At 34.5% G+C, this 20,298-nt stretch carries 20 protein-coding genes; 3 read left to right on the top strand and 17 right to left on the bottom strand.

The features are described from left to right. Nucleotides 1-4 precede the first annotated feature (4 nt). The 15 genes from BHF71_RS02450 to BHF71_RS02385 all read right to left on the bottom strand — a co-directional run bounded on the left by BHF71_RS02450 (nucleotide 5) and on the right by BHF71_RS02385 (nucleotide 16,767). A complete protein-coding gene (locus tag BHF71_RS02450; RefSeq protein ID WP_069656090.1) occupies nucleotides 5-637 on the bottom strand; it encodes a response regulator in 633 nt (210 codons plus the stop codon). Next, a complete protein-coding gene (locus tag BHF71_RS02445; RefSeq protein ID WP_069656089.1) occupies nucleotides 630-1,757 on the bottom strand; it encodes a sensor histidine kinase in 1,128 nt (375 codons plus the stop codon). The genes BHF71_RS02450 and BHF71_RS02445 overlap by 8 nt, the downstream gene beginning before the upstream one ends. A 2-nt stretch (nucleotides 1,758-1,759) precedes the next feature. Then, nucleotides 1,760-2,527: a cell wall-active antibiotics response protein LiaF gene (gene liaF, locus BHF71_RS02440; RefSeq protein WP_069656088.1), complete on the bottom strand. Its 768-nt coding sequence runs from the start codon at nucleotides 2,525-2,527 to the stop codon at nucleotides 1,760-1,762. Between the two features lie 55 nt (nucleotides 2,528-2,582). Continuing rightward, nucleotides 2,583-2,738 (bottom strand): hypothetical protein, encoded by a 156-nt coding sequence (locus tag BHF71_RS12030; protein ID WP_176717286.1) that lies wholly within the window; start codon nucleotides 2,736-2,738, stop codon nucleotides 2,583-2,585. Between the two features lie 243 nt (nucleotides 2,739-2,981). Beyond that, nucleotides 2,982-3,254 (bottom strand): hypothetical protein, encoded by a 273-nt coding sequence (locus BHF71_RS02435; protein WP_069656087.1) that lies wholly within the window; start codon nucleotides 3,252-3,254, stop codon nucleotides 2,982-2,984. Between the two features lie 88 nt (nucleotides 3,255-3,342). Beyond that, entirely contained in the window at nucleotides 3,343-4,395 is a 1,053-nt protein-coding gene (locus BHF71_RS02430) for a GAF domain-containing protein (RefSeq protein ID WP_069656086.1), read from the bottom strand. A 179-nt stretch (nucleotides 4,396-4,574) separates the two neighbouring features. After that, on the bottom strand, nucleotides 4,575-5,270 hold the full coding sequence (narI, locus tag BHF71_RS02425; protein WP_084024121.1) for a respiratory nitrate reductase subunit gamma: 696 nt from the start codon (nucleotides 5,268-5,270) through the stop codon (nucleotides 4,575-4,577). Nucleotides 5,271-5,285: 15 nt separating this feature from the next. Continuing rightward, nucleotides 5,286-5,798, bottom strand: coding sequence for a nitrate reductase molybdenum cofactor assembly chaperone (narJ, locus tag BHF71_RS02420; RefSeq protein WP_069656085.1), 513 nt, complete (start codon nucleotides 5,796-5,798; stop codon nucleotides 5,286-5,288). After that, on the bottom strand, nucleotides 5,788-7,314 hold the full coding sequence (narH, locus tag BHF71_RS02415) for a nitrate reductase subunit beta (protein WP_069656084.1): 1,527 nt from the start codon (nucleotides 7,312-7,314) through the stop codon (nucleotides 5,788-5,790). The genes narJ and narH overlap by 11 nt, the downstream gene beginning before the upstream one ends. After that, nucleotides 7,304-10,984 (bottom strand): nitrate reductase subunit alpha, encoded by a 3,681-nt coding sequence (locus BHF71_RS02410; protein WP_069656083.1) that lies wholly within the window; start codon nucleotides 10,982-10,984, stop codon nucleotides 7,304-7,306. Before BHF71_RS02410 ends, narH begins: the two co-directional genes overlap by 11 nt. A 50-nt stretch (nucleotides 10,985-11,034) precedes the next feature. Next, the gene (locus BHF71_RS02405) at nucleotides 11,035-12,549 is read right to left on the bottom strand and encodes a NarK family nitrate/nitrite MFS transporter (RefSeq protein WP_069656082.1); all 1,515 of its coding nucleotides are present in this window, start codon (nucleotides 12,547-12,549) and stop codon (nucleotides 11,035-11,037) included. A 52-nt stretch (nucleotides 12,550-12,601) separates the two neighbouring features. Further along, on the bottom strand, nucleotides 12,602-13,906 hold the full coding sequence (locus BHF71_RS02400) for a NarK family nitrate/nitrite MFS transporter (RefSeq protein WP_069656081.1): 1,305 nt from the start codon (nucleotides 13,904-13,906) through the stop codon (nucleotides 12,602-12,604). 283 nt (nucleotides 13,907-14,189) lie between these two features. Next, nucleotides 14,190-14,849 (bottom strand): response regulator, encoded by a 660-nt coding sequence (locus BHF71_RS02395; RefSeq protein ID WP_069656080.1) that lies wholly within the window; start codon nucleotides 14,847-14,849, stop codon nucleotides 14,190-14,192. 13 nt (nucleotides 14,850-14,862) lie between these two features. Beyond that, entirely contained in the window at nucleotides 14,863-16,080 is a 1,218-nt protein-coding gene (locus BHF71_RS02390; protein WP_069656079.1) for a PAS domain-containing sensor histidine kinase, read from the bottom strand. 42 nt (nucleotides 16,081-16,122) lie between these two features. Beyond that, nucleotides 16,123-16,767, bottom strand: a complete 645-nt coding sequence (locus BHF71_RS02385; RefSeq protein WP_069656078.1) for a 4Fe-4S dicluster domain-containing protein — start codon at nucleotides 16,765-16,767, stop codon at nucleotides 16,123-16,125. Nucleotides 16,768-16,942: 175 nt separating this feature from the next. Between BHF71_RS02385 and BHF71_RS02380 the strand changes: the two genes are divergently transcribed. After that, the gene (locus BHF71_RS02380) at nucleotides 16,943-17,680 is read left to right on the top strand and encodes a YwiC-like family protein (protein ID WP_069656077.1); all 738 of its coding nucleotides are present in this window, start codon (nucleotides 16,943-16,945) and stop codon (nucleotides 17,678-17,680) included. A 59-nt stretch (nucleotides 17,681-17,739) separates the two neighbouring features. Next, nucleotides 17,740-18,429 (top strand): Crp/Fnr family transcriptional regulator, encoded by a 690-nt coding sequence (locus BHF71_RS02375; protein WP_069656076.1) that lies wholly within the window; start codon nucleotides 17,740-17,742, stop codon nucleotides 18,427-18,429. 560 nt (nucleotides 18,430-18,989) lie between these two features. Here the strand turns inward: BHF71_RS02375 and BHF71_RS12025 are convergent. Both BHF71_RS12025 and BHF71_RS12020 read right to left on the bottom strand, forming a co-directional pair. Continuing rightward, nucleotides 18,990-19,166, bottom strand: coding sequence for a hypothetical protein (locus BHF71_RS12025; protein ID WP_176717285.1), 177 nt, complete (start codon nucleotides 19,164-19,166; stop codon nucleotides 18,990-18,992). A gap of 85 nt (nucleotides 19,167-19,251) precedes the next feature. Continuing rightward, entirely contained in the window at nucleotides 19,252-19,398 is a 147-nt protein-coding gene (locus BHF71_RS12020) for a hypothetical protein (RefSeq protein WP_176717284.1), read from the bottom strand. Nucleotides 19,399-19,655: 257 nt separating this feature from the next. Here BHF71_RS12020 and BHF71_RS02370 point away from each other — a divergent pair, with 257 nt between their 5' ends. Further along, the gene (locus tag BHF71_RS02370; protein WP_176717283.1) at nucleotides 19,656-19,964 is read left to right on the top strand and encodes a DUF2624 family protein; all 309 of its coding nucleotides are present in this window, start codon (nucleotides 19,656-19,658) and stop codon (nucleotides 19,962-19,964) included. Nucleotides 19,965-20,298: the final 334 nt, after the last annotated feature.

Here is a 20,298-nt window from a genome sequence, read left to right as displayed (position 1 = left end):
AGAGTTAACTTAACCCATGTTTATTAGCATATATTGCGGCTTGAGTTCGATCATCTAATTCTAACTTTGCTAAAATATTGCTTACATGGGTTTTTACAGTTTTTATTCCAATAAATAAAGTCTCACCTATCTCTTTATTACTCATTCCTTTACCGATTAATGAGAGTACTTCTAATTCCCTAGGGGTTAAATGTTCATGCTTTGGTGGTTCCTTTTGCATTCTATTAATCATCATACCTGTCACCTTGCTATCAATGGTAGGAATACCAATGACAGCTTGACGGATTGCCGTTGTAATTTCTTCTGCTCGGGAAGTTTTTAATAAATAACTAAATGCACCTGCTTCAATAACAGAAAAAACTTTATCCTGTTCAATAAAACTGGTTAAGACAATTACCTTCACATTGGGACATTTCTTTTTTAGTTCTTTGGTAGCAGCTATACCATCCATTTCATCCATTACTAGATCCATTAAAACAACATCCGGATTCAACTTACATGCTAATTCAACACCATCTTTTCCATTACTTCCTTCACCAACAACTTCCATATCAGGTTCTAATGATAGAAAAGTTGTTAGTCCCATTCTGACCATCTCATGATCATCAATCACTAACACTCTGATTTTTCTATCCATCAACTTCCCTCCTTCTTCCGGTCCCTATAGGTACTCTAATTTCAATTCTTGTACCTTTATTAGGATATGTAAGAATATCCAATCTACCACCAATTTCTTCAACTCTTTCTCTCATCGTTGTTAATCCATACGAACTCGTTTTCTTCTCTAAAATCTTAAAACCTACTCCATTATCTTCCATCACCAGAAATATCCGATCCTTTTTGCTTATCAATTTTAAACGAAAACGCTTCGCCTTTGAGTGCCGTAACATATTAGATAATGCTTCTTGAATAATTCGAAATAGTTGATCCTCAATACCTTGATTTAAGGATAATTGTTTATCAACTTCCCACTCCCAAAGAATTTGGGAATGTTTTTGTTGCAATTCCTTTAAAAGTTTTTCAACTCCCTCAACCAGGGAAGATCCTTCTAAGGTTATAGGACGAAGATCCATAATTAAAGCTCGCAACTCCTGTTGAGCATTAGCAACCATCCCTTCTAAATTCAAAAAAATCTTCTTAGCATTTTCTGGATCAATTGTCATCATTTTAGACAATGAGGCTAATGTCATCGAAATTGCAAAGAGTTGCTGACTAATTGCATCGTGCAATTCATTTGCTAAACGTCGTCTCTCATCTAAGGTAGCTGAATATTTAGTCTCTTTTACAAGTCTAGCATTTTCATCGATCAATCGTTGCAAAGAATTAACTTGGTTCTGAATTCGGTCAGCCATCTGATTAAAGCGCAAAGCTACTAAAGCCACCTCATCATATTCTTTAATTTGGATGCGATGATCCAATTTTCCTCTAGAAAAAGTTTCAGCAGCATCCGTAATTGCATATAAACTTTTTTTAAGCCAGTTTCCTAAAGGATATCCGACAAAAATAGTTGATATCAAAGCAAAAATCGTCCCAACAACAAAAATCATCCCTAAAATAGAAAAATAAGTTAGTGAGTAAATTGGAAATCCCAAGAAACTTTCAACTGACTCTCTCCAAGGTAAAATTTCAGTAATTATCCAACTAAAAAATAGGAATAAAAAATCAATTGCTACTACTGTAAAAAAAGCTCCTTTAAAATGTTCCCTTAGAATAATCCATTGAATACTAACAAGTTTTTTTGGTTGAAAAAGTTTCATCTTCAATCCACTCGCTTAATCGTTACTTCACCAACTGAAAGTGAAATCATTATATTTAGTTTTTTTTGTTTTTCCTTGTAATCTTCACTTTCGTAGGTTACAAAACGGCCCTTGCCTGAATATTTTTGATGCATCATATTTAACTCACCGACTTTCACTCCAGCATTTACCTTTATTGGTATATCTTCAGGTAATAATAAAGTTATCTCACCGACCATAGCAACTATATCAATCATTACCTCACGTTCCGGAATAATTGCACTTGTCAAATCAACATAAGTAGAACCTATCCCATGCCATATTTTTACATCGTCTAAATTCCAAGTATTACCGCCGCCCAATACAACTTCACCAACCCAACTTTTTCGCCTAACAAGATGTTTATCATCTTCTCTATCAATGTCTACTTCATACCATTTTGGTTTAAATAGGATATTAATACCGATATAGATCAAAAGTAATGGCCATAGTAGACTCCAAAAATCACTAAAAGTCATTTCGAACCATCCTAAATTATTGCCCAATAAGAAAACTCCCAGAACAATAATTATTGTTCCATGAATTAGTTTTCTAGTCCTCCAATAATCTTTCTTTAAACCGGAAATGAACCTAATTAACCCTTCTAAAAAAAATTTAATACCTATCACAATAATAATTACAGGCCAATAAGTACCAACTATACTTTCTAATCCTAAGTCAATACCAAAATTTTTAAGTAAGTTGTAAATACCAAATAATATTATTAATATCCCAATCATGTATTTGGACATTTGACACCCCTCCTAGTTAAGATTTTACCATCTTTTATCTGCTTTTTTCCAAAAATTATCGCCAAAATCGATATAATGCCGACTTAGATAATAACTCAACCTTTATCTTATCTATTTCATCATCAATATCTTTTATCATAACTTGCTGACCTTTGTAAGAGCTAGCTTTTTTCTCGATGGTTATTCGATAGTTACCGATCTGTAATACCATTATGAAACCTCCTTTACCTTAAGAAGTATTTCTTTTCGAATTACTCACTTACATGATAATTTTAAATATACTTTCATAACACAGCCCTTCGGAGGTTTCTTTCTACTTCTTAAGACTGATTTAATTAATGATTGTATTTTGTATAAGTGCGGTAATTTTTAACCTATTAGAAAAAAACCCCCTTTAAAGATGAACTGACCCCTGTTCACTTGACAGGAGTCAGTTCAAAATAAGGGAGTTAAATTAATACCTATTAAGTTGTCGCTTTCGCTCATCGATTTTTTCTTTATCAAATAAAATATAAGTTGGTTTATCAAGGATTTTGCTAATATTCATTTTAACTTCTTCCCTAGGAATTGCCCCTTCAAAAATCCATCTCTGAACTTGACGATGGCTTTTTCCTACATCACGGGAAAATTCCATTAACTTCCGATATTTTACAGCAATAGCATCATACAAAGGCTCATTGATGATCTTCCAAGTTTTTAGTTTTCTAGTTATTTTTCTGCTTTCCAATCTACATAACCCCTCTAAATAGAACTCTCCAGTACTGTTAATCCCATGTTACGAATTATGTCGAATTTTGTCAACATAATTGAGTCCATTAATCAGAAAGTACACTTAGAGTCTTTAAAGATAAGGGGATTTGCATTAAAAAATGTAATTGATCTTTTTCATAGTAAGAAATAATAGAGCCACCTATTTCGCCTAATCGATTATAAATATTTTCAAAAACCATTTTCGTTGAAGGTATCATCCTGTTGCTGATACATTCAACTACTAAATAATTCTCATCACGTACTATACTAATATTAACCCGATCGGTTTCTCTTTGACTAACTATGTTTAATATTTCCTCTAAGTTCTTAATCAATTTTTTCTGAACTTTCCATGGTATCTCAACAATAGCCTGATCTAAGATTTCAAACTGAAGTTCGCCTCGTTTTTCATTATTAATTTCATGTTGGCGTCTCATCAAATATTGAACAAAGATACAATCATAAATATTTACATTTGTTATTTCTGTTGAATCATGAGTGACTCGCTTAAAAATATTAGCTAATTCCAATTCTTTGGCAATTTCTTTAGCTTTTAGTAAAGCTCTCTGTTCTTCTATATCAGTAAAAATTCTTTTATTTCTTTGACCAACAAGAAGCACACCATAGATCCTCTGTTGATCCGCAACGGGCACCGCGATTACACTTTTAAGATACTCCACTAATAAAATGGGATATTCTATCGGATCTCCCAAAACATCGTGGGGAAAATCCTCAATCTTAATTGTGCGATTTAGCTGAATAACTTCTCCAGCTATTCCTTTTCCTAATCTGATAACGATTCGCTTATATCGTGAATTCGTTGCTCCAACAGCTAAACGCCATCTAATTTCTTCAGTCATTGCATCATAGATTGCTAATCCTAAAAAATCTGCATCTATTTCTTCTTGAAGAGTAGTCATTTTTTTTACGATTGAGTGGCGAATATTTTTATTCTCTTCCATCTCAGTCTCATTTAAATAATTTGACGTATCGTTACCATCGATTATTATTTTTTTTTGCGTTTTTTTACCATACAAAATTCCTAAGTACAGGGCAATTAAAACTGTAACTATAAAGATTACTCCAATTGATAATGTTTGTAGATTGTAAAAATTCATATAGCCCACACTTTCTCATAAAAATTAATGAAGTATAAAAAGGTTGTACCCAATTATTATTTTACCTAATCTTACCTAAATTTTATAGTAGAGAAACGAATTAGGCATAAGAAAATTTTCTTTCTTATGCCTAATCGCTTAACCATATTTTATTTAAATAAAGGGAATGGAATTGATTTTTAATAGGCTTTCTTTGTTCTTCTACTACGATAAACGATGTAACTTCTCCTAATATATTCAAGGGGTAAACTCCACACGTGCACAAGGCGGGTAAATGGCCAAAGGCCAAAAATCGCAAATGCAAAGATCGTGTGTAACTTAAAGAATAGTGGAACATCTTTCATCAGAAGTGGATTAGGCTTTAAGATAAAAAGTCCTCTTATCCACGGTGCTATTGTTTCACGATAGTCAAAACCACCAACAAATAAGTTAAAACCTAAGGTATTATATACACCCATTCCGATCTCGACTAGTAAAAGGACAGCGATCAATGTATCATTAAAGCTGCTTGTTGCGATAACTCGGGAATCACTAATCCGGCGAAATAGCAGAATTATTATCCCAATCAAGGTAATGATACCCGCTAGTCCACCACCGTAGATAGCACTAGCATGATACATCTCTTCAGAAATTCCAAGTCCCTCCACCACCGATTTGGGAACAAGTAGTCCCACAACATGTCCTCCAAACACCATGAGAATACCTATATGAAATAAAATGCTTCCCCATTTTAGGTTATTCTTTTCCAAAAACTCACTTGATTTCGCCGTCCAACCTATTTGATCTGTATTATAACGATAAATGTGTCCAACAACGAAAGTAGCTAGCATTAGGTAAGGAAAAATCACCCACAAAAATTGATTCCAATAGTTCACAAATACATCCCTCCTTTACCGGTGGACAACCTTACTAATTGTCAATTGACAAGCACTTAGCAATTCTGCGTATGGACTTTTGGTTTTTGATAACTCTAGTTGCAACTGATTGATTGGCTCACTAAATTGTTCAATCAACTTTTCAGTAGTCACTTCATCAGCGATGGAGATAAATTCTAGAATTAGTGGTAAATAATCTGGTAATTCTTCAGGATCCATTTCTAACCCATGGTCTTCATAGATTTTTTTTAAAGAGATGAGAAGTTCTCCACGCTCCTTCTCATCTTTCTTTATTGCATAAGTAAGGTATAAATTTGTCTTTTCATTAAAGTCAAATGTTTGGACGTATTTTTCTTGTATTTCATCAATGGAATGTTGCCTTAGGTACTCAAGAAATTTTTTTATTTTGGCATGGATATCGTTGTCAGCTATTTCTAAAAGATCGTCTTCTAAAAGAGCTGCTACCCATTCAGGTTCAGGATATTGTAACAAAAGTGATATTAGGCGTAAAATCTCTCTATTTTCCATTTTTTTCACCTATTTGTAGGAAGAAACTTGAACTATCAAAATGACTATCATTCATACAAGTATCACATGACTGACCTATATCTCCATATCCTGTACTACCCTGCTCAACGTATAGATTCATATATTCTTCTTTATGGGCAGTTGGAATTACAAAACGATCATCATATTTTGCAATCGCCAATAGACGATACATTTCTTCAATGATTTCTTCAGTTAAACCAAGTTCTTTTATCATACTTTGATCAAATTCCTTACCAATATTTTTGGCACGCATAACTTGACGCATCACCGCCATACGTTTTAATACCGCCTTAACAACATCCCCATCACCAGCAGTTAATAGATTAGCTAAATATTGAATTGGAATCCGCATTTCATCAATTGCTGGGAAGATATCGCTAGGATCTGAAACGCTACCTTGCCCTTCAAAAAGATTCATAATCGGACTTAAAGGTGGAACGTACCAAATCATTGGTAAAGTTCTATACTCTGGATGTAGCGGTAGTGCTAACTGATACTTTATCGCCAATTTGTATATTGGTGATTTACGTGCTGCTTCTAACCAATCTTCAGTGATCCCATCACGTTTTGCCTGTTCAATCACTTCAGGATCAAATGGATCTAGAAATAGACTTAATTGTTCTTTATATAAGTCTTTTTCATTTGGAGTGGAAGCCACTTCCTTAACTCGATCTGCATCATATAATAGGACACCAATATATCTGATACGCCCTGTACAAGTCTCTGAACACACTGTTGGCAAGCCAACTTCAATCCTTGGAAAACATAGTGTACATTTTTCAGCTTTTTGTGTTTTCCAGTTAAAATAAACTTTTTTATATGGACAACCGCTCATACAAAAACGCCAACTACGACATTCTTCTTGATCAACTAAAACAATACCATCCTCATCACGCTTATATATCGCACCTGATGGGCACGAAGCTACGCATGATGGGTTAAGACAATGCTCACAAATACGTGGAAGATGCATCATAAATGCCTGTTCAAATTCTAAACGGATTTCTTCTTCGATCCCCTTGAAGTTATAATCACGTTTACCTGTTTCATGGGCACCTGCTAAATCATCTTCCCAGTTAGGTCCCCATTTTAATTCCATCGTTTCGCCAGTTATCAATGATTTTGGTCTAGCGACTGGCTGATTTTTCTTGCGAGGACTCTTAGTTAGAGTTTCGTAGTCATAAGTCCATGGCTCATAGTAATCATCGATCGTAGGTAGATTGGGGTTATAGAAAATATTAGCCAACTTACTTAATCTATTTCCGGCTTTAAGTTCTAGTTTGCCATTTTTCAGAATCCAACCACCTTTATAGTGGTCTTGATTTTCCCATTCCATCGGGTAACCAATCCCTGGCTTCGTTTCAACATTGTTGTACCACATATACTCAGCGCCTGAGCGATTCGTCCAGGTATTTTTACAGGTCACACTACATGTGTGACAGCCGATACATTTGTCAAGGTTCATCACCATAGCGATTTGCGCTTTAATCTTCAAGCCAGGACACCTCCTTAAGCTTTCGAATGATAACCTTTAAGTCCCGTTGGTTACCAGTAGGTCCGTAGTAGTTAAATCCATAACTAAACTGAGCATAGCCTCCGATAACATGGGTAGGTTTTAAGTGAATTCTTGTCGGACTATTATGGGTACCACCACGTAAGTGGGTAATAGTTGAACCCGGTGTATTGATTGTTCTATCTTGAGCGTGATACATAAAAGTTGTTCCCTTAGGAATACGATGACTTACCACTGCTCTAGCTACAACAACTCCGTTACGATTGTAAACTTCAATCCAATCATTATCTTTTATTCCAATTTCCTCTGCGTCTTCATTATTCATCCAGACGTTTGGACCACCACGGAAAAGGGTTAGCATCAATAATCCATCACCATACATACTGTGGAAATTCCACTTTCCATGTGGTGTTAGATAACGGAGTGTAATCTTCTTACCTTCTGAATCAGGTAGCTCCTCATTCTTAGCAAATGCATGAGTAGGTAATACTGGTTTAAATACAGGTAAACCTTCACCAAACTCAAGCATAATTTCATGATCAACGTAGAAATGTTGACGTCCAGTCAATGTTCTAAATGGAACTAAACGTTCAATATTTGTAGTAAATGGTGAATAACGTCGACCTTTGTTTGATCCACTGAAGATAGGTGTCGCGATAACTTCTCTTGGTTGAGCAGTAATCTCTTTAAAATTAAAGTGCTCTGCTTCACGGTCTTGAGCCAAATCCTTTAATTGTAAACCAGTTTTCTTCTCTTCAGCTTCCCAAGCCTTGATAGCCATCTTACCATTTGTTGCACTAGAAAGGGTAAGGATAGCTTCAATTGCATTTAATGCACTATCAAGTTTCGGCATACCTTTGGCAATTCCTGATTTTACAGTTCCAAGTAGTTGCTTTAATTGTTCGTATTGTTCTTCAGCCGACCACGCAACTCCATGGGCTCCCACAGGATTTTTTTTCAATAAAGGTCCTAATGAGATAAACTTCTCATATATCTTCCTGTAATCCCTCTCAACAATTACAAGATTAGGCATGGTCTTTCCAGGAATCGGGTCAACTTCACCTTTACGCCAGTCTTTTACCTTACCAAAAGGTTGGGATATTTCTCCAGGTGAATCGTGTAATAACGGCATTGCTACAACATCTTTTTCTGGTTCAGTAAAGTATTTCTCAGCCATTTCAGAAAAAGTTTTAGCTAAACTTTTAAAGATATCCCAATCAGACTTAGCTTCCCAAGGTGGTGCGATTGCTGGGTTAAATGGATGTACGAATGGATGCATATCTGTACTACTGATATCATGCTTTTCATACCAAGTAGCCGCAGGTAAAACAATATCCGAGAAAATAGCGTTACCAGTCATTCTAAATTCAAGATTTACAAATAGATCCAATTTGCCTTCAGGCGCCTTTTCATGCCATTTAACTTCACTTGTTCGTAACTCTGTTTGATCAGAACCAAGTATCCCATGTGATGTTCCTAAGAAATGCTTAAGGAAATAATCATGTCCTTTTCCAGAACTAGAGATTAAGTTTGCTCTCCATACAAATAAAGTACGTGGGAAGTTAACTGGGTTATCTGGGTCTTCAACAGCGAATTCCATTCGTCTTTCCTTAAGTTGATCAACAATATATTTAATTGCTTCTTCATTATTTGAAGCTCCAGCTTTTTTAGCATCTTTTAAAAGTTGTAGGGAGTTACGATTAAATTGTGGATAGGATGGTAACCATCCCAAACGTGCAGCCAAGGCATTATAATCTGCCGAATGCTGATATCTTGGTTTATCAACGGTTGCTGAAGTCAATTCATTCATTGGTAATTCTTCGTAACGCCACTGATCCGTTCCGAAATAATAATAGGAAGTTGCATTTTGTAAACGTGGTGGCATCGACCAATCTCGAGCAAAGGCAACTGTTTGCCATCCTTCCGCTGGACGTACTTTTTCTTGACCAACATAGTGTGCCCAACCGCCACCATTTACACCTTGTGAACCAGTAAGTAGAACTAAATTCAAAATAGTGCGGTAGATTGTATCAGCATTGAACCAATGGTTAATTCCAGCTCCCATGATAATCATGGAACGTCCCTTAGTATCAACTGCATTTTGAGCAAATTCACGAGCAATTTGAATTACTTGACTTCGTTTTACACCAGTAAATTCTTCTTGCCATGCTGGAGTATATGGTTTTTTATCATCATAATCGGTTGGATAATCTCCGCCTAAGCCACGATCAATTCCATAGTTGGCTAACATTACATCAAATACGGTAGTTACATAAATCTCTTTTCCGTCCCGTAGTATTTTTTTAACAGGTACAGAACGATTTAATAAACTACGGTTCTGATCGTCAAAATATGGGAGTTGAATCGTTACAACATCATCTTCTACTCCTAGTAAGGAGATTTTTGGGTCGTATGGATTACCATTTTCGTCGGTCATTTTCAGATTCCATTTCCCCTTGCCTTCCCATCTATGACCGATACTACCATTTGGAACTACAAACTTACTTGATTTTTGATCAAAGACCACTGTCTTCCATTCAGCATTATCTAAGTTTAATCCCAAATCACTTGCCAATAGAAAACGGTCAGCTACGAATTTATCACCTTGTTTTTGTAAAGTGATTAAATATGGTAAATCAGTATATTTTTTAGCATAGTCATAAAAGTATTCTGTTTCCTTATCAACGTAAAACTCTTTTAAGATAACATGAGTCATTGCTTGAGCAAGTGCACCGTCTGAACCTGGATTCACAGCTAACCATGTGTCAGCAAATTTTACCGACTCAGCATAATCAGGGCTGACGGAGACAACTTTAGTTCCCTTATAACGAACTTCTGTCATAAAGTGAGCATCAGGAGTACGTGTTAATGGAACATTTGAACCCCACATCATCAAATATCCAGCATTGTACCAATCACTACTTTCTGGTACGTCAGTCTGCTCACCCCATATTTGTGGTGATGCAGGAGGTAAGTCAGCATACCAATCATAAAAACTTAACATTGGTGCCCCTACTAAGGATAAGAATCGTGAACCAGAGGCATAACTCACCATTGACATTGCCGGAATAGGTGTAAAACCTGCTATGCGGTCTGGACCATATTTTTTGATGGTATAAATCATCTGCGCTGCAATGATTTGTCTTACTTCATCCCATGAAACACGGACTAGCCCACCTTTACCACGTGCTTCTTTGTAAGCACGTGCTTTTTCCGGATTCTCGATAATACTTTTCCATGCTTCTACTGGATCATTAGTTTCTTTCAATGCTTCACGCCAGAATTTTAATAAGATTCCTCTAATGTATGGATATTTGACACGAAGAGGACTATAGATATACCAAGAAAAGGAAGCACCCCGTGGACAACCTCTTGGTTCATATTCTGGCATATCAGGTCCTGTACTTGGATAATCAGTAGCTTGATTTTCCCAGGTAATGATTCCGTTCTTTACAAAAACTTTCCAACTACAAGAACCAGTACAGTTTACCCCATGTGTCGTTCTGACCACTTTATCATGCTGCCATCGTTGACGAACGATACTTTCCCATTCTCTATCTTTAGGACTTAATTCACTCCAACCATCTGAATATTTTTCAGATGGTTGGAAAAAGCGTAACTTTTTTAATAACGGTGAAAGCTTTTTCTTCATTAGACTTCTCCTTTCTCAATTGATAAAGGAATCAAGTAGATTAAATTAATTTATTGTTCATTAACAAGTTCTTTATTAAATTGAACTTTTGGACTATTAGATTCAGCATCTTTGTCTACTGAAGAAAGCTCGTATTCATCTGCGAAGGATCCCTTAGGTTCTTCTAAGAAGAGGAACGCTAGGACAAAGCTAATAAATGCTCCAAAAGCCAGAATGTAAAAGAACTGTTTCGCGGATACCATTGTAAAAATCGTTAGATAGACAACTGCTCCGACATTACCATAGGCACCGGCCATTCCTGCCACTTGCCCAGTAATACGTTTCTTAATAAGTGGGATAATAGCAAATGTTGCTCCTTCAGCTCCTTGCACAAACATCGAAGTCAAGATTGTAATTATCACAGCAAGTACCACAGGCCAACCAGAATTGATTAATCCCATCAATACAAAACCGACGCCTATACCAAACATATAAATTAGCATTACTAGTCTGCGATTTTTTAATTTATCCGATAACAAACCACCCAGTGGTCTTGCAAACAAGTTAACAAATGCAAAGGATGAAGCAAGAAGTCCTGCTAATGTTGGACTAAGATTATAAGTTTGTTGAAAGAATGTTGGAAGCATAGAAACCACAGCAAGTTCAGCACCAAAGTTTGCAAAGTATGTTGCGTTTAAAACCCCAACATTCCTAAAGTTATACTTATCATCTTCAGGAACTCCCTTTTTCAATATCGGAACATTAACTTGCAATATCTTGTAAACTTGATAGATGAATAACAACACCAAGATAAGATAGATTGTGTTCATCGTAGCTATTGAGATAAAACCTAAGTTTTTCAAACGCCACGTAAGTAAACCCAAAGCACCAAATAGTGGGAAAGTCCACAAGATAAGCTGTACCATATCCCACCAACTGCTAACTTCCATTGCACCAACTTTTTTGGGTTTTTGATAAGTCTTTCCTTCTGGTGTATCCTTTACAGTGAAAAAGTAAATAACACCATATATAAGATTGATTACCCCTGTAAAGGCAATTGCATACCTCCAGCCATTATCTCCACCAAAAAAGTCTAAAGCGATATAAGGAATAATGATTGCAGCAGCAGCGGAGCCAAAGTTACCCCAACCTGCATAAAACCCTTCTGCCCTACCAACCATCTTAGGCGGAAACCATTCAGCAACCATACGGATTCCAATTACAAATCCTGCACCGATTGTACTAAGTACTAAACGAGAAATAAGCAATTGAGTCCAAGTATTACCAAAAGCAAAAGCAAAAGTTGGAATCGCCATTGAAACTAACAATCCGGAAAATACCAATCGTGGCCCATATTTATCGAGTAACATCCCGATGATAATCCTTGCTGGAATAGTAAGAGCAACGTTAAGTATTGCTAATGCTTTAAGATGATCCATAGTTAACCATGGAGTTGTCTTAACAATCGTTGTGGCTAAAGGCGCCATATTAAACCAAGTAAAAAATGTTAAGAAGAAAGCAAACCAAGTTAAGTGAAGGATCTTTATCCTTTCTTTTTTAAGATCCAATAATTCAGGAACTGGCATTACTGTCACCTCTTTCAAATAATTATTCCTATCAGTAATTATTTTAATCGGACTATGCTTTTACACCAGAATTCTTACGCATGTAGAAGAACCAAGTTATGAATAAAGTAATCAGGTAGTAGACGATCAAGATATAAAATGCAGTGTTTCCAGAACCAGTGGTCTTAATTGACCAACCAAAGATTCTTGGAACTAAGAATGCTCCGTAAGCCGCAATGGCTGAACTAAATCCTACAATTGCAGATGATTCAGTAGGGTCTTTAAATACTGAAGGAATCATTCGGAATACTGAGCCATTGGCAATTCCTGTAGCAAAGAATAGTAACATAAACATTGCAAAATATCCTACAAAATTATCAATACTGATGAAATAAAGCACTCCAAGACTTGCGATAATTAAAACGATGTTATCCCAAAAAGTTACTCTTGTACCTCCAAGTTTATCAGAGACCCAACCTCCAACTGGACGAATCAATGCTCCGATAAATGGTCCTAAAAATGCAAACTGTAAAGCATTTACATCAGGGAATTGATTTTTGATCAATAAAGGAAATGCTGCTGAAAATCCGATAAAAGATCCAAAAGACATAATATATAAGATCGTTAACAAATACATATGCTTTCTTTTAAAAATGACTAACTGATCTTTAACCGATGCTTTCACAGTTGCCAAGTTATTCATACCGAAGTAAGCTGCTATTACTGTAATGATGATCGGAATCACCCAAATAAATGCACCGTTTTGAAGATATACTTGTTTTGTTGTAGTTCCATCTGTCCAAGTTTGTGGACCTCCAGCAATAGCACCAAATACTCCAAAAGAGATAATAACTGGAATAGTAAATTGAGCTAAACTTACCCCTAAGTTACCCAAGCCACCATTTAAACCTAAAGCTGTTCCTTGTAATCTCTTTGGATAGAAAAAACCGATATTAGACATTGAAGAGGCAAAATTTCCTCCTCCTAAACCTGCAAGAATAGCGATAATCGCCATTGTAGTAAATGACGTATTAGGGTCTTGAATAGCAAATCCTAACCAAATTGCTGGAATTACTAAACTTGCAGTACTGATAACTGTCCAGTTACGTCCACCAAATATCGGAATAACGAAAGAATAAAAAATACGCAATGTTGCACCACTTAAACCAGGAAGCGCTGCTAATAAAAATAATTGATCAGTTGTAAAATTAAAGCCAATATTATTTAAATTAACCGCTAATATTGACCACATTTGCCAAACAGAAAAGGCTAATACTAATGCTGGAATCGAAATCCATAAGTTTCGACTTGCAATTTTTTTACCTTCTGTCTCCCAAAAAACTTCATTTTCTGGCTCCCAATTCTTTATTGTTGCCATCTTAAGTCCTCCTCAATATATTTTTTAATAAGTAAAATTAATTAGGAATGATTACCTTATTTAATTTCAATTTTACTTTGGATATAGTAAAAACCATATTAGGGAACTCCCCTATTTTCGGGTAGTAATTCCCCTACTCTCATATATCCCATATTTTTTCAAATGAAAGATAATAGAATTCCTAAAACAAAAAACTTATTAAAGATCAAAAATATTAAGGGACTTTTGATTAAAGTTGTATTTTACTTTTCCACAAAAAAACTACCCTTGGAACAAAGGTAGTTTAATCATCAAAATCTATTAAGCCTTTTTTAATCGCATATTTAACTAATTCTGGACGGCTGGTAAATTGTAATTTTTCCATAATCTTCGCTTTATGACTTTCAACAGTTTTTACACTAATTATTAATCGATCAGCAATTTCTTTATTTGAATAACCCATTGCCACATATGAAAGTATTTCTTTTTCCCTAGGAGATAATAGGTCTATCGAATCCTCTTCACCTTTTTCCGCGAAATTCAAATAACCTTCAATCAACCTCTTGGTTGCAGTAGGATAGAGATATGCCTCACCTTTGAATACGGTGCGAATAGCATTGATTAATTCCTCTCCGGGAGCACTTTTTAAGATATATCCAGAGGCCCCTGCTTTTAAAGCCCTGAATAAATATTCGTCATCGTCATGCATTGTTAAAATCAGCACATTGATATTTGGTAATACCTTTTTTAATTCTGCTGTAGAAGAAAATCCATCTCTCCCACGGGGCATGCTTAAATCCATTAAAATTACATCTAGATTCAAATCAAGAGCCTTAGCAATACCCTCATTTCCATCCGCTGCTTCACCTACAACTACCATATCGGGTTGTGCATTAAGTAACATCTTCAATCCAGAACGAACAACCGTATGATCATCTACTAATAAAATACGAATTGAAGTCATTTGTTTCCCCTTTCTACTCTAACGAAATTCTAACTTTGATTTCTGTTCCTTTTCCCACCTGTGATGTGATATGGAAAGAACCATTTAACATCGCCGCTCGTTCTTCCATACTATATAATCCCACACCTTTTTCTCTTTGAAATATATCATCAACGGAAAATCCTTTTCCATAGTCTGTAATTGTTAGAATTACTTCATTCTTGATATTGGTTAAAGAAAGGTCAATTCTGTCAGTATCAGCATATTTAGCCGCATTAGTTAATGCTTCTTGACTGATGCGGTATAAAGCTGTTTCCATGTTAGAAGGAAGACGTTGTTTGTTGGCGCTATATTCAAAATTAATTTGAATTCCGAATGTTTCTCCAAAGGTCTTAATATATGATTTTAGTGCTGCAACCAATCCTAAATCATCAAGAACTGAAGGTCTTAATTCAACAGCCATATGCCTTATTTCTTCCAAAGTTTGCTTGGTGGTGTTTCGCAAATTAGTCACGTATCCCTTTAACTCCTCATTTTTTAATTGAGGAATTAAATACTCCAACCCTAACAAAATACTGAAAATAGATTGCCCTATTCCATCATGAAGTTCTCGTGATAGACGCTTTCTCTCTTTTTCTTGAGCTTTGATCATGGAAGTAGTTACCATATTGTTGATTCGACTCCGCTCAGTTTTACGATATTCGCTAATGTTTCTAATGGAAACGATTGTTAAAAGTTTTTGATTAGTACCAAAATACGTAGATGTGCTAACGGATACTGGGATTTTCCCCTTAGTTAGATGCTTCAATTGTAATTCATAATAAGATAACTTTTTGAAGTCTAAAAAGCATTTATCATATTCACAAATTTTTATTTGTCCATGAGAATCCTGACAGATATCACAAAAAAAATTAGACATACCTACGCCGCCAAGTAAATCACGAGCAGCTTCATTCATTTCAATAATGTTCTTATTCTCATCTAAAATTAAAATTCCATCTGATACATGTTGAAATAGCGTAATTAATTGTTTTCGTTCGGCCTTCAATTGTTCCTGTTGTTTAAAAATAACATAAAATAGAATTGAAGAGAAAACAAAAGAGATAGTAAACAAAATAAGATAACGATATGCTACTCGAAAATTCATTATTATAATCAAATAGACAACAATGATAAATGCCAGAGAAATTCCTGTGGAAATCATTACAATATTGTTAAAACTTCTATGGCTGTTATTGAGTTTGCTAGACATTCAATTCACCCCAATATGTTTTAGAGCGTACACAAAATAACACTATTTCTTATTATTAATCATTAAAATATGTTTTTGAAATTCGTTAATACCAAAGCGATCTAAAACAGATGAAAACCGTTCTTCTTTAGAAATATTATCTTTATATAATTGAATCGTAGATTTTACCCATTCAACAATCTCATCAACAGAAGAAGTAGTTCCAATTTCTATCGCAAATCGAGGATGACGACCTAATCTACCACCAACTGCAAACTGAAATTCTATTTCTTTAAAGGAGATAGTTCCGGAAGGACAGACTCTAATACAATCTCCGCAATTTATACATAGGTCGTAATCGAATAGAGGATATCCACCTGAAAAGCTTATTGCATTTTCCTTACATTCTGTTTCACATACCCTACAATCTAAACACTGTTGTTCTGTCACAATAGGTTTTTTCATAGCAATTATAGAAATATCAGAAATCTGTGGCTTAGAGCAACTATTAGGACAGCGAGCAATATTAATTTCAAACGGACGGTGATATAAAAAATGTGATTTAGCGAAAGATCTCATCCTATCTTCTAATAAGGAATTTTTTAATTCTTCTTGAATCTTCACTATTAGCTCTTGATCTTGATAATTAGCATGAGAACAACCTCGACAACTCTTAACACTAGTTAAATCTTGGAATTGTTTTTTCATTTATATTCCTCCAAAACAGTTATCATCTTTTCCATTATATCTATCGTAACAAAATTATAAAAATCGAGAAATGATTTTAATCACATTAAGTGTCGCTAACATCTTGGCATTGAAAGAAATTAAATATATTGTTAAACTTAATTATATAAAAACTTATTTTATAGGAGAAATATTTATGAAGATAATTTTACCAAAGGAACATGGTGCTTGGGCGATGTGGATAGCCCCATTTATCATCGGAGCGACATTATCTCAATTTAAATGGTTACATGTAATCCTTTTTTTCAGTATCTTTTTCTTATATATCTCGATATCCCCTTTTCTACAGGGAATTAGACAACCTAGAGACAGAAAACAAATGTGGAAATATGCAGTAACATATTTGGTGATTGGAACCATCATAGGAATTCCAGTAATCATTAACCACCCAAAATTAATCTACCTATCAGTAGCAATAATTTCATTATTTGTGAATATTTATTATATAAAAATTAAAAAGGAACGGTCTCTGTTAAATGACCTGATATCGATAATGGCATTAACTAGTACCATATTTGCTTCTTATAAGGTGGGAACTAATTATGTTGATTCAAGTATACTTAATAAAACGATTGTTAATGTCTGGATATTGAATATCCTCTTCTTCTTTGGATCTGCACTGTACGTCAAGAGCTTAGTACGGGAAAAAGATAATCATTCTTTTAAAATTTTTGCTAATCTTTACATGTTGTTATTACCAATAATCGGTTATATGGTTGGTGATATATACGTTGGACTTGCTTTTGTACTTTCGTTTTTAAGAATGTTATATAGCCATAGAAAAAATAATTTATCTATTAGAAAAATAGGTATCATTGAAATCATTAATACCATTTGGTTTGTTGTGTTTCTCATACTAAGGTATTATGCTTAAGCTATTTAGAAATCGATTGAAATTGCATAATCTAAAAACGCTTTAAAGGGGCTAAGGAAATGGAAAAGAGTAATACAAAAACGATAATAAATTTAATACCACTTCTATCCGAGTTATCCGAACAAAAGAAAGAAGTTGTAAATAGAGTTTTAATGGTGAAAAAATTTCCAAAAGGAACAATAATCTTCGTAGAAAGTGATCCGGCAGAAGCAGTTTATTTCTTACGCAAAGGAAAGGTTCGCCTAAGTAAGAGTTCTTATGAAGGGAAGGAAGTTGTAATCAGCATCCTTAAGTCAGGAGAGCTATTCGCTCAAGCCTCCCTTTTCCGAAATACTACATATCCAGTAACCGCTGAAACGATTGAAGATAGTGAAATAGTAATTATTCGCAATAAAGATTTAGAGAAAATCATCTTACGCTATCCTGAAATCGGGGTTTCCATCATTCAGATTATGGGAGAACGTTTATATTCAGCCCATTCTAAATTAAGAGATGTCACACTTTATGGAAAGCTTGGTGCTTTGGCTTCAACACTAATAAATCTGGCCAAACAATATGGGAAAAAATCCCCTGAAGGAGTAATCATTGAACTGACTTTGACCCATCAAGAGTTGGCTAACTTCATTGGTGCCGCTAGAGAAAATGTAAATCGAATGATTTCAACTTTAGAGAAAAATGGTGTTTTGACAATGAAAAAAGGGAAGATATGTATTAAGGATTTTGAAGAATTAAGAAATTATATCAACTAACAATGTAATTATAGTTTAGCTTTTAAATTGAAAAAATGCTGAATCAAAACATCATGTAACGATGTTTTGATTCAGCATATATCTCAATGAGGAGGAACCACTAATTTAGTTATAGTACCAACCGCTTAAGAAGAAGAAGAATATTACGATTAGTAAGATGAATAATAGTAAGTTTCTATAGTAACCATATCCTCCATATCCGTAGTTTGCCATTTATATCCCTCCTTTATCCCTTCATTCTCACTAGGGCTATCTAACTGGATCTATCTTTTCTTGTATATTACGATAAATTAACGTGCGCACATTAAGAATTTTTTACAACCAACTCCATCTTAGTAATACCATCCGCCTAGGAAGAAGAAGAAGATCACTATTAATAGGATGAATAAAAGTAAGTTTCTGTAATATCCGAAGTATCCCTTAGACATATTTTATCCCTCCTTCTTTGAGTATTGAGGTTAAGAACTACCTCTAAAATAAAATATGATAGTCAACTTCTTACTGTATAGATATTAATCTAGATTGAATAAAAATGGTCTGATGACTATTAATCAGTATATTTATGGATCAAAACCATATGGACCATAGTAAGGATAGTAAGGACCATAACCCCAATAAGGTCCATAGCCGTAATAGTAAAAACGACTAAATACTCCAAAGAAAATCCAAATGAACAGGAAGATAATTAAGAGCCAAATTATAATGCTATATTTACCACCAAAATAACTTAAACCCATTGCATTACCCCTCCTTTCCCAGAATTTTCTTCAAATATATAGAATCGAGGAAGACCAGAGATCTTCCTCATTGTTATTAATTTGTCTAATAGTACCCTCCATAACCGCCATAACCACCGTATCCATAATAGGAACCTCTAAATATTCCAAAGAAAATCCATATAAACAAGAAAATAATTAATATCCACCAAATCCACGACCATCCGTATCCGTATTGACTAGTTGTACCCAAGATTACCCTCCTCACTAAAAAATTTTTTAGGAGATACCAATTTTTGTCCAATCGAAACTCCTATTAGAAGACAATTATTCTCCCCTATACTTCAAGCTATGTTTTAAATGAATTATGTGTATAGTTTTTTTGCCTACAATCAAACAAAATAGGCAATTCCCCAGTATATCAGAAAACAGCTCACAATCTGTATTTAAAATCATAGGATAAATAAAGGAAGGAAAGTATGGTCCTATTTAAACTAAGAGGTGATTCAATTGAACCTACAAACCGAATATTTTATCTACCAAAAAATCGCTGAAATTAACTCTAAGCTAAACCCCATAACTAGAAAATTCGTGAACCAAAGAATAAACACCATAACCCCAGCAGAATTAATAAATCTAGCAAATCAATATCATATTCCATTATCAATTGAAGAAGCGGTTAACATAATAAGAATTTTAAGGAAGGAGAAAATTAATATTGCCAATAAACATCAGATTATGCGACTAATTAAGAAAATCGAAAAAGTTGTTCCACCTAAAACCTTTAAAAAAATAATAAATTTATTGAAGCAATTCTAAATTTGTCTTCAAAATTATAATTGATAAAGGCCGACTCAAAACATTAAAATTATTAGTAATGTTGAGTCGGTCTCTTTATGAAAAATTTGCTTCCTCGCTAAATAATATTGGATTAAAAAAAATCTAATAGACCATACTGGTAATAATCTATGAAAATAATACTGGAGGTATGGTCAATGTTACACACTCAAGAAGATTTAGATATGTTTCAAGAAGCATTAGATATAAAGGATCCATGGTTTGTTAGTTATAAAGAATTTAATAAAGAACAAGAACAACTTCATATTTATTTAAATTTTAAACGAGGAGCTAAGTTTACTTGCCCTCATTGTGG

The organism is Vulcanibacillus modesticaldus (assembly GCF_001730235.1).
Classification (GTDB): Bacteria; Bacillota; Bacilli; order Tepidibacillales; family Tepidibacillaceae; genus Vulcanibacillus; species Vulcanibacillus modesticaldus.
Note: the sequence above shows the minus strand (reverse complement) of the source record. Positions and strands in the feature narration are given on the sequence as shown.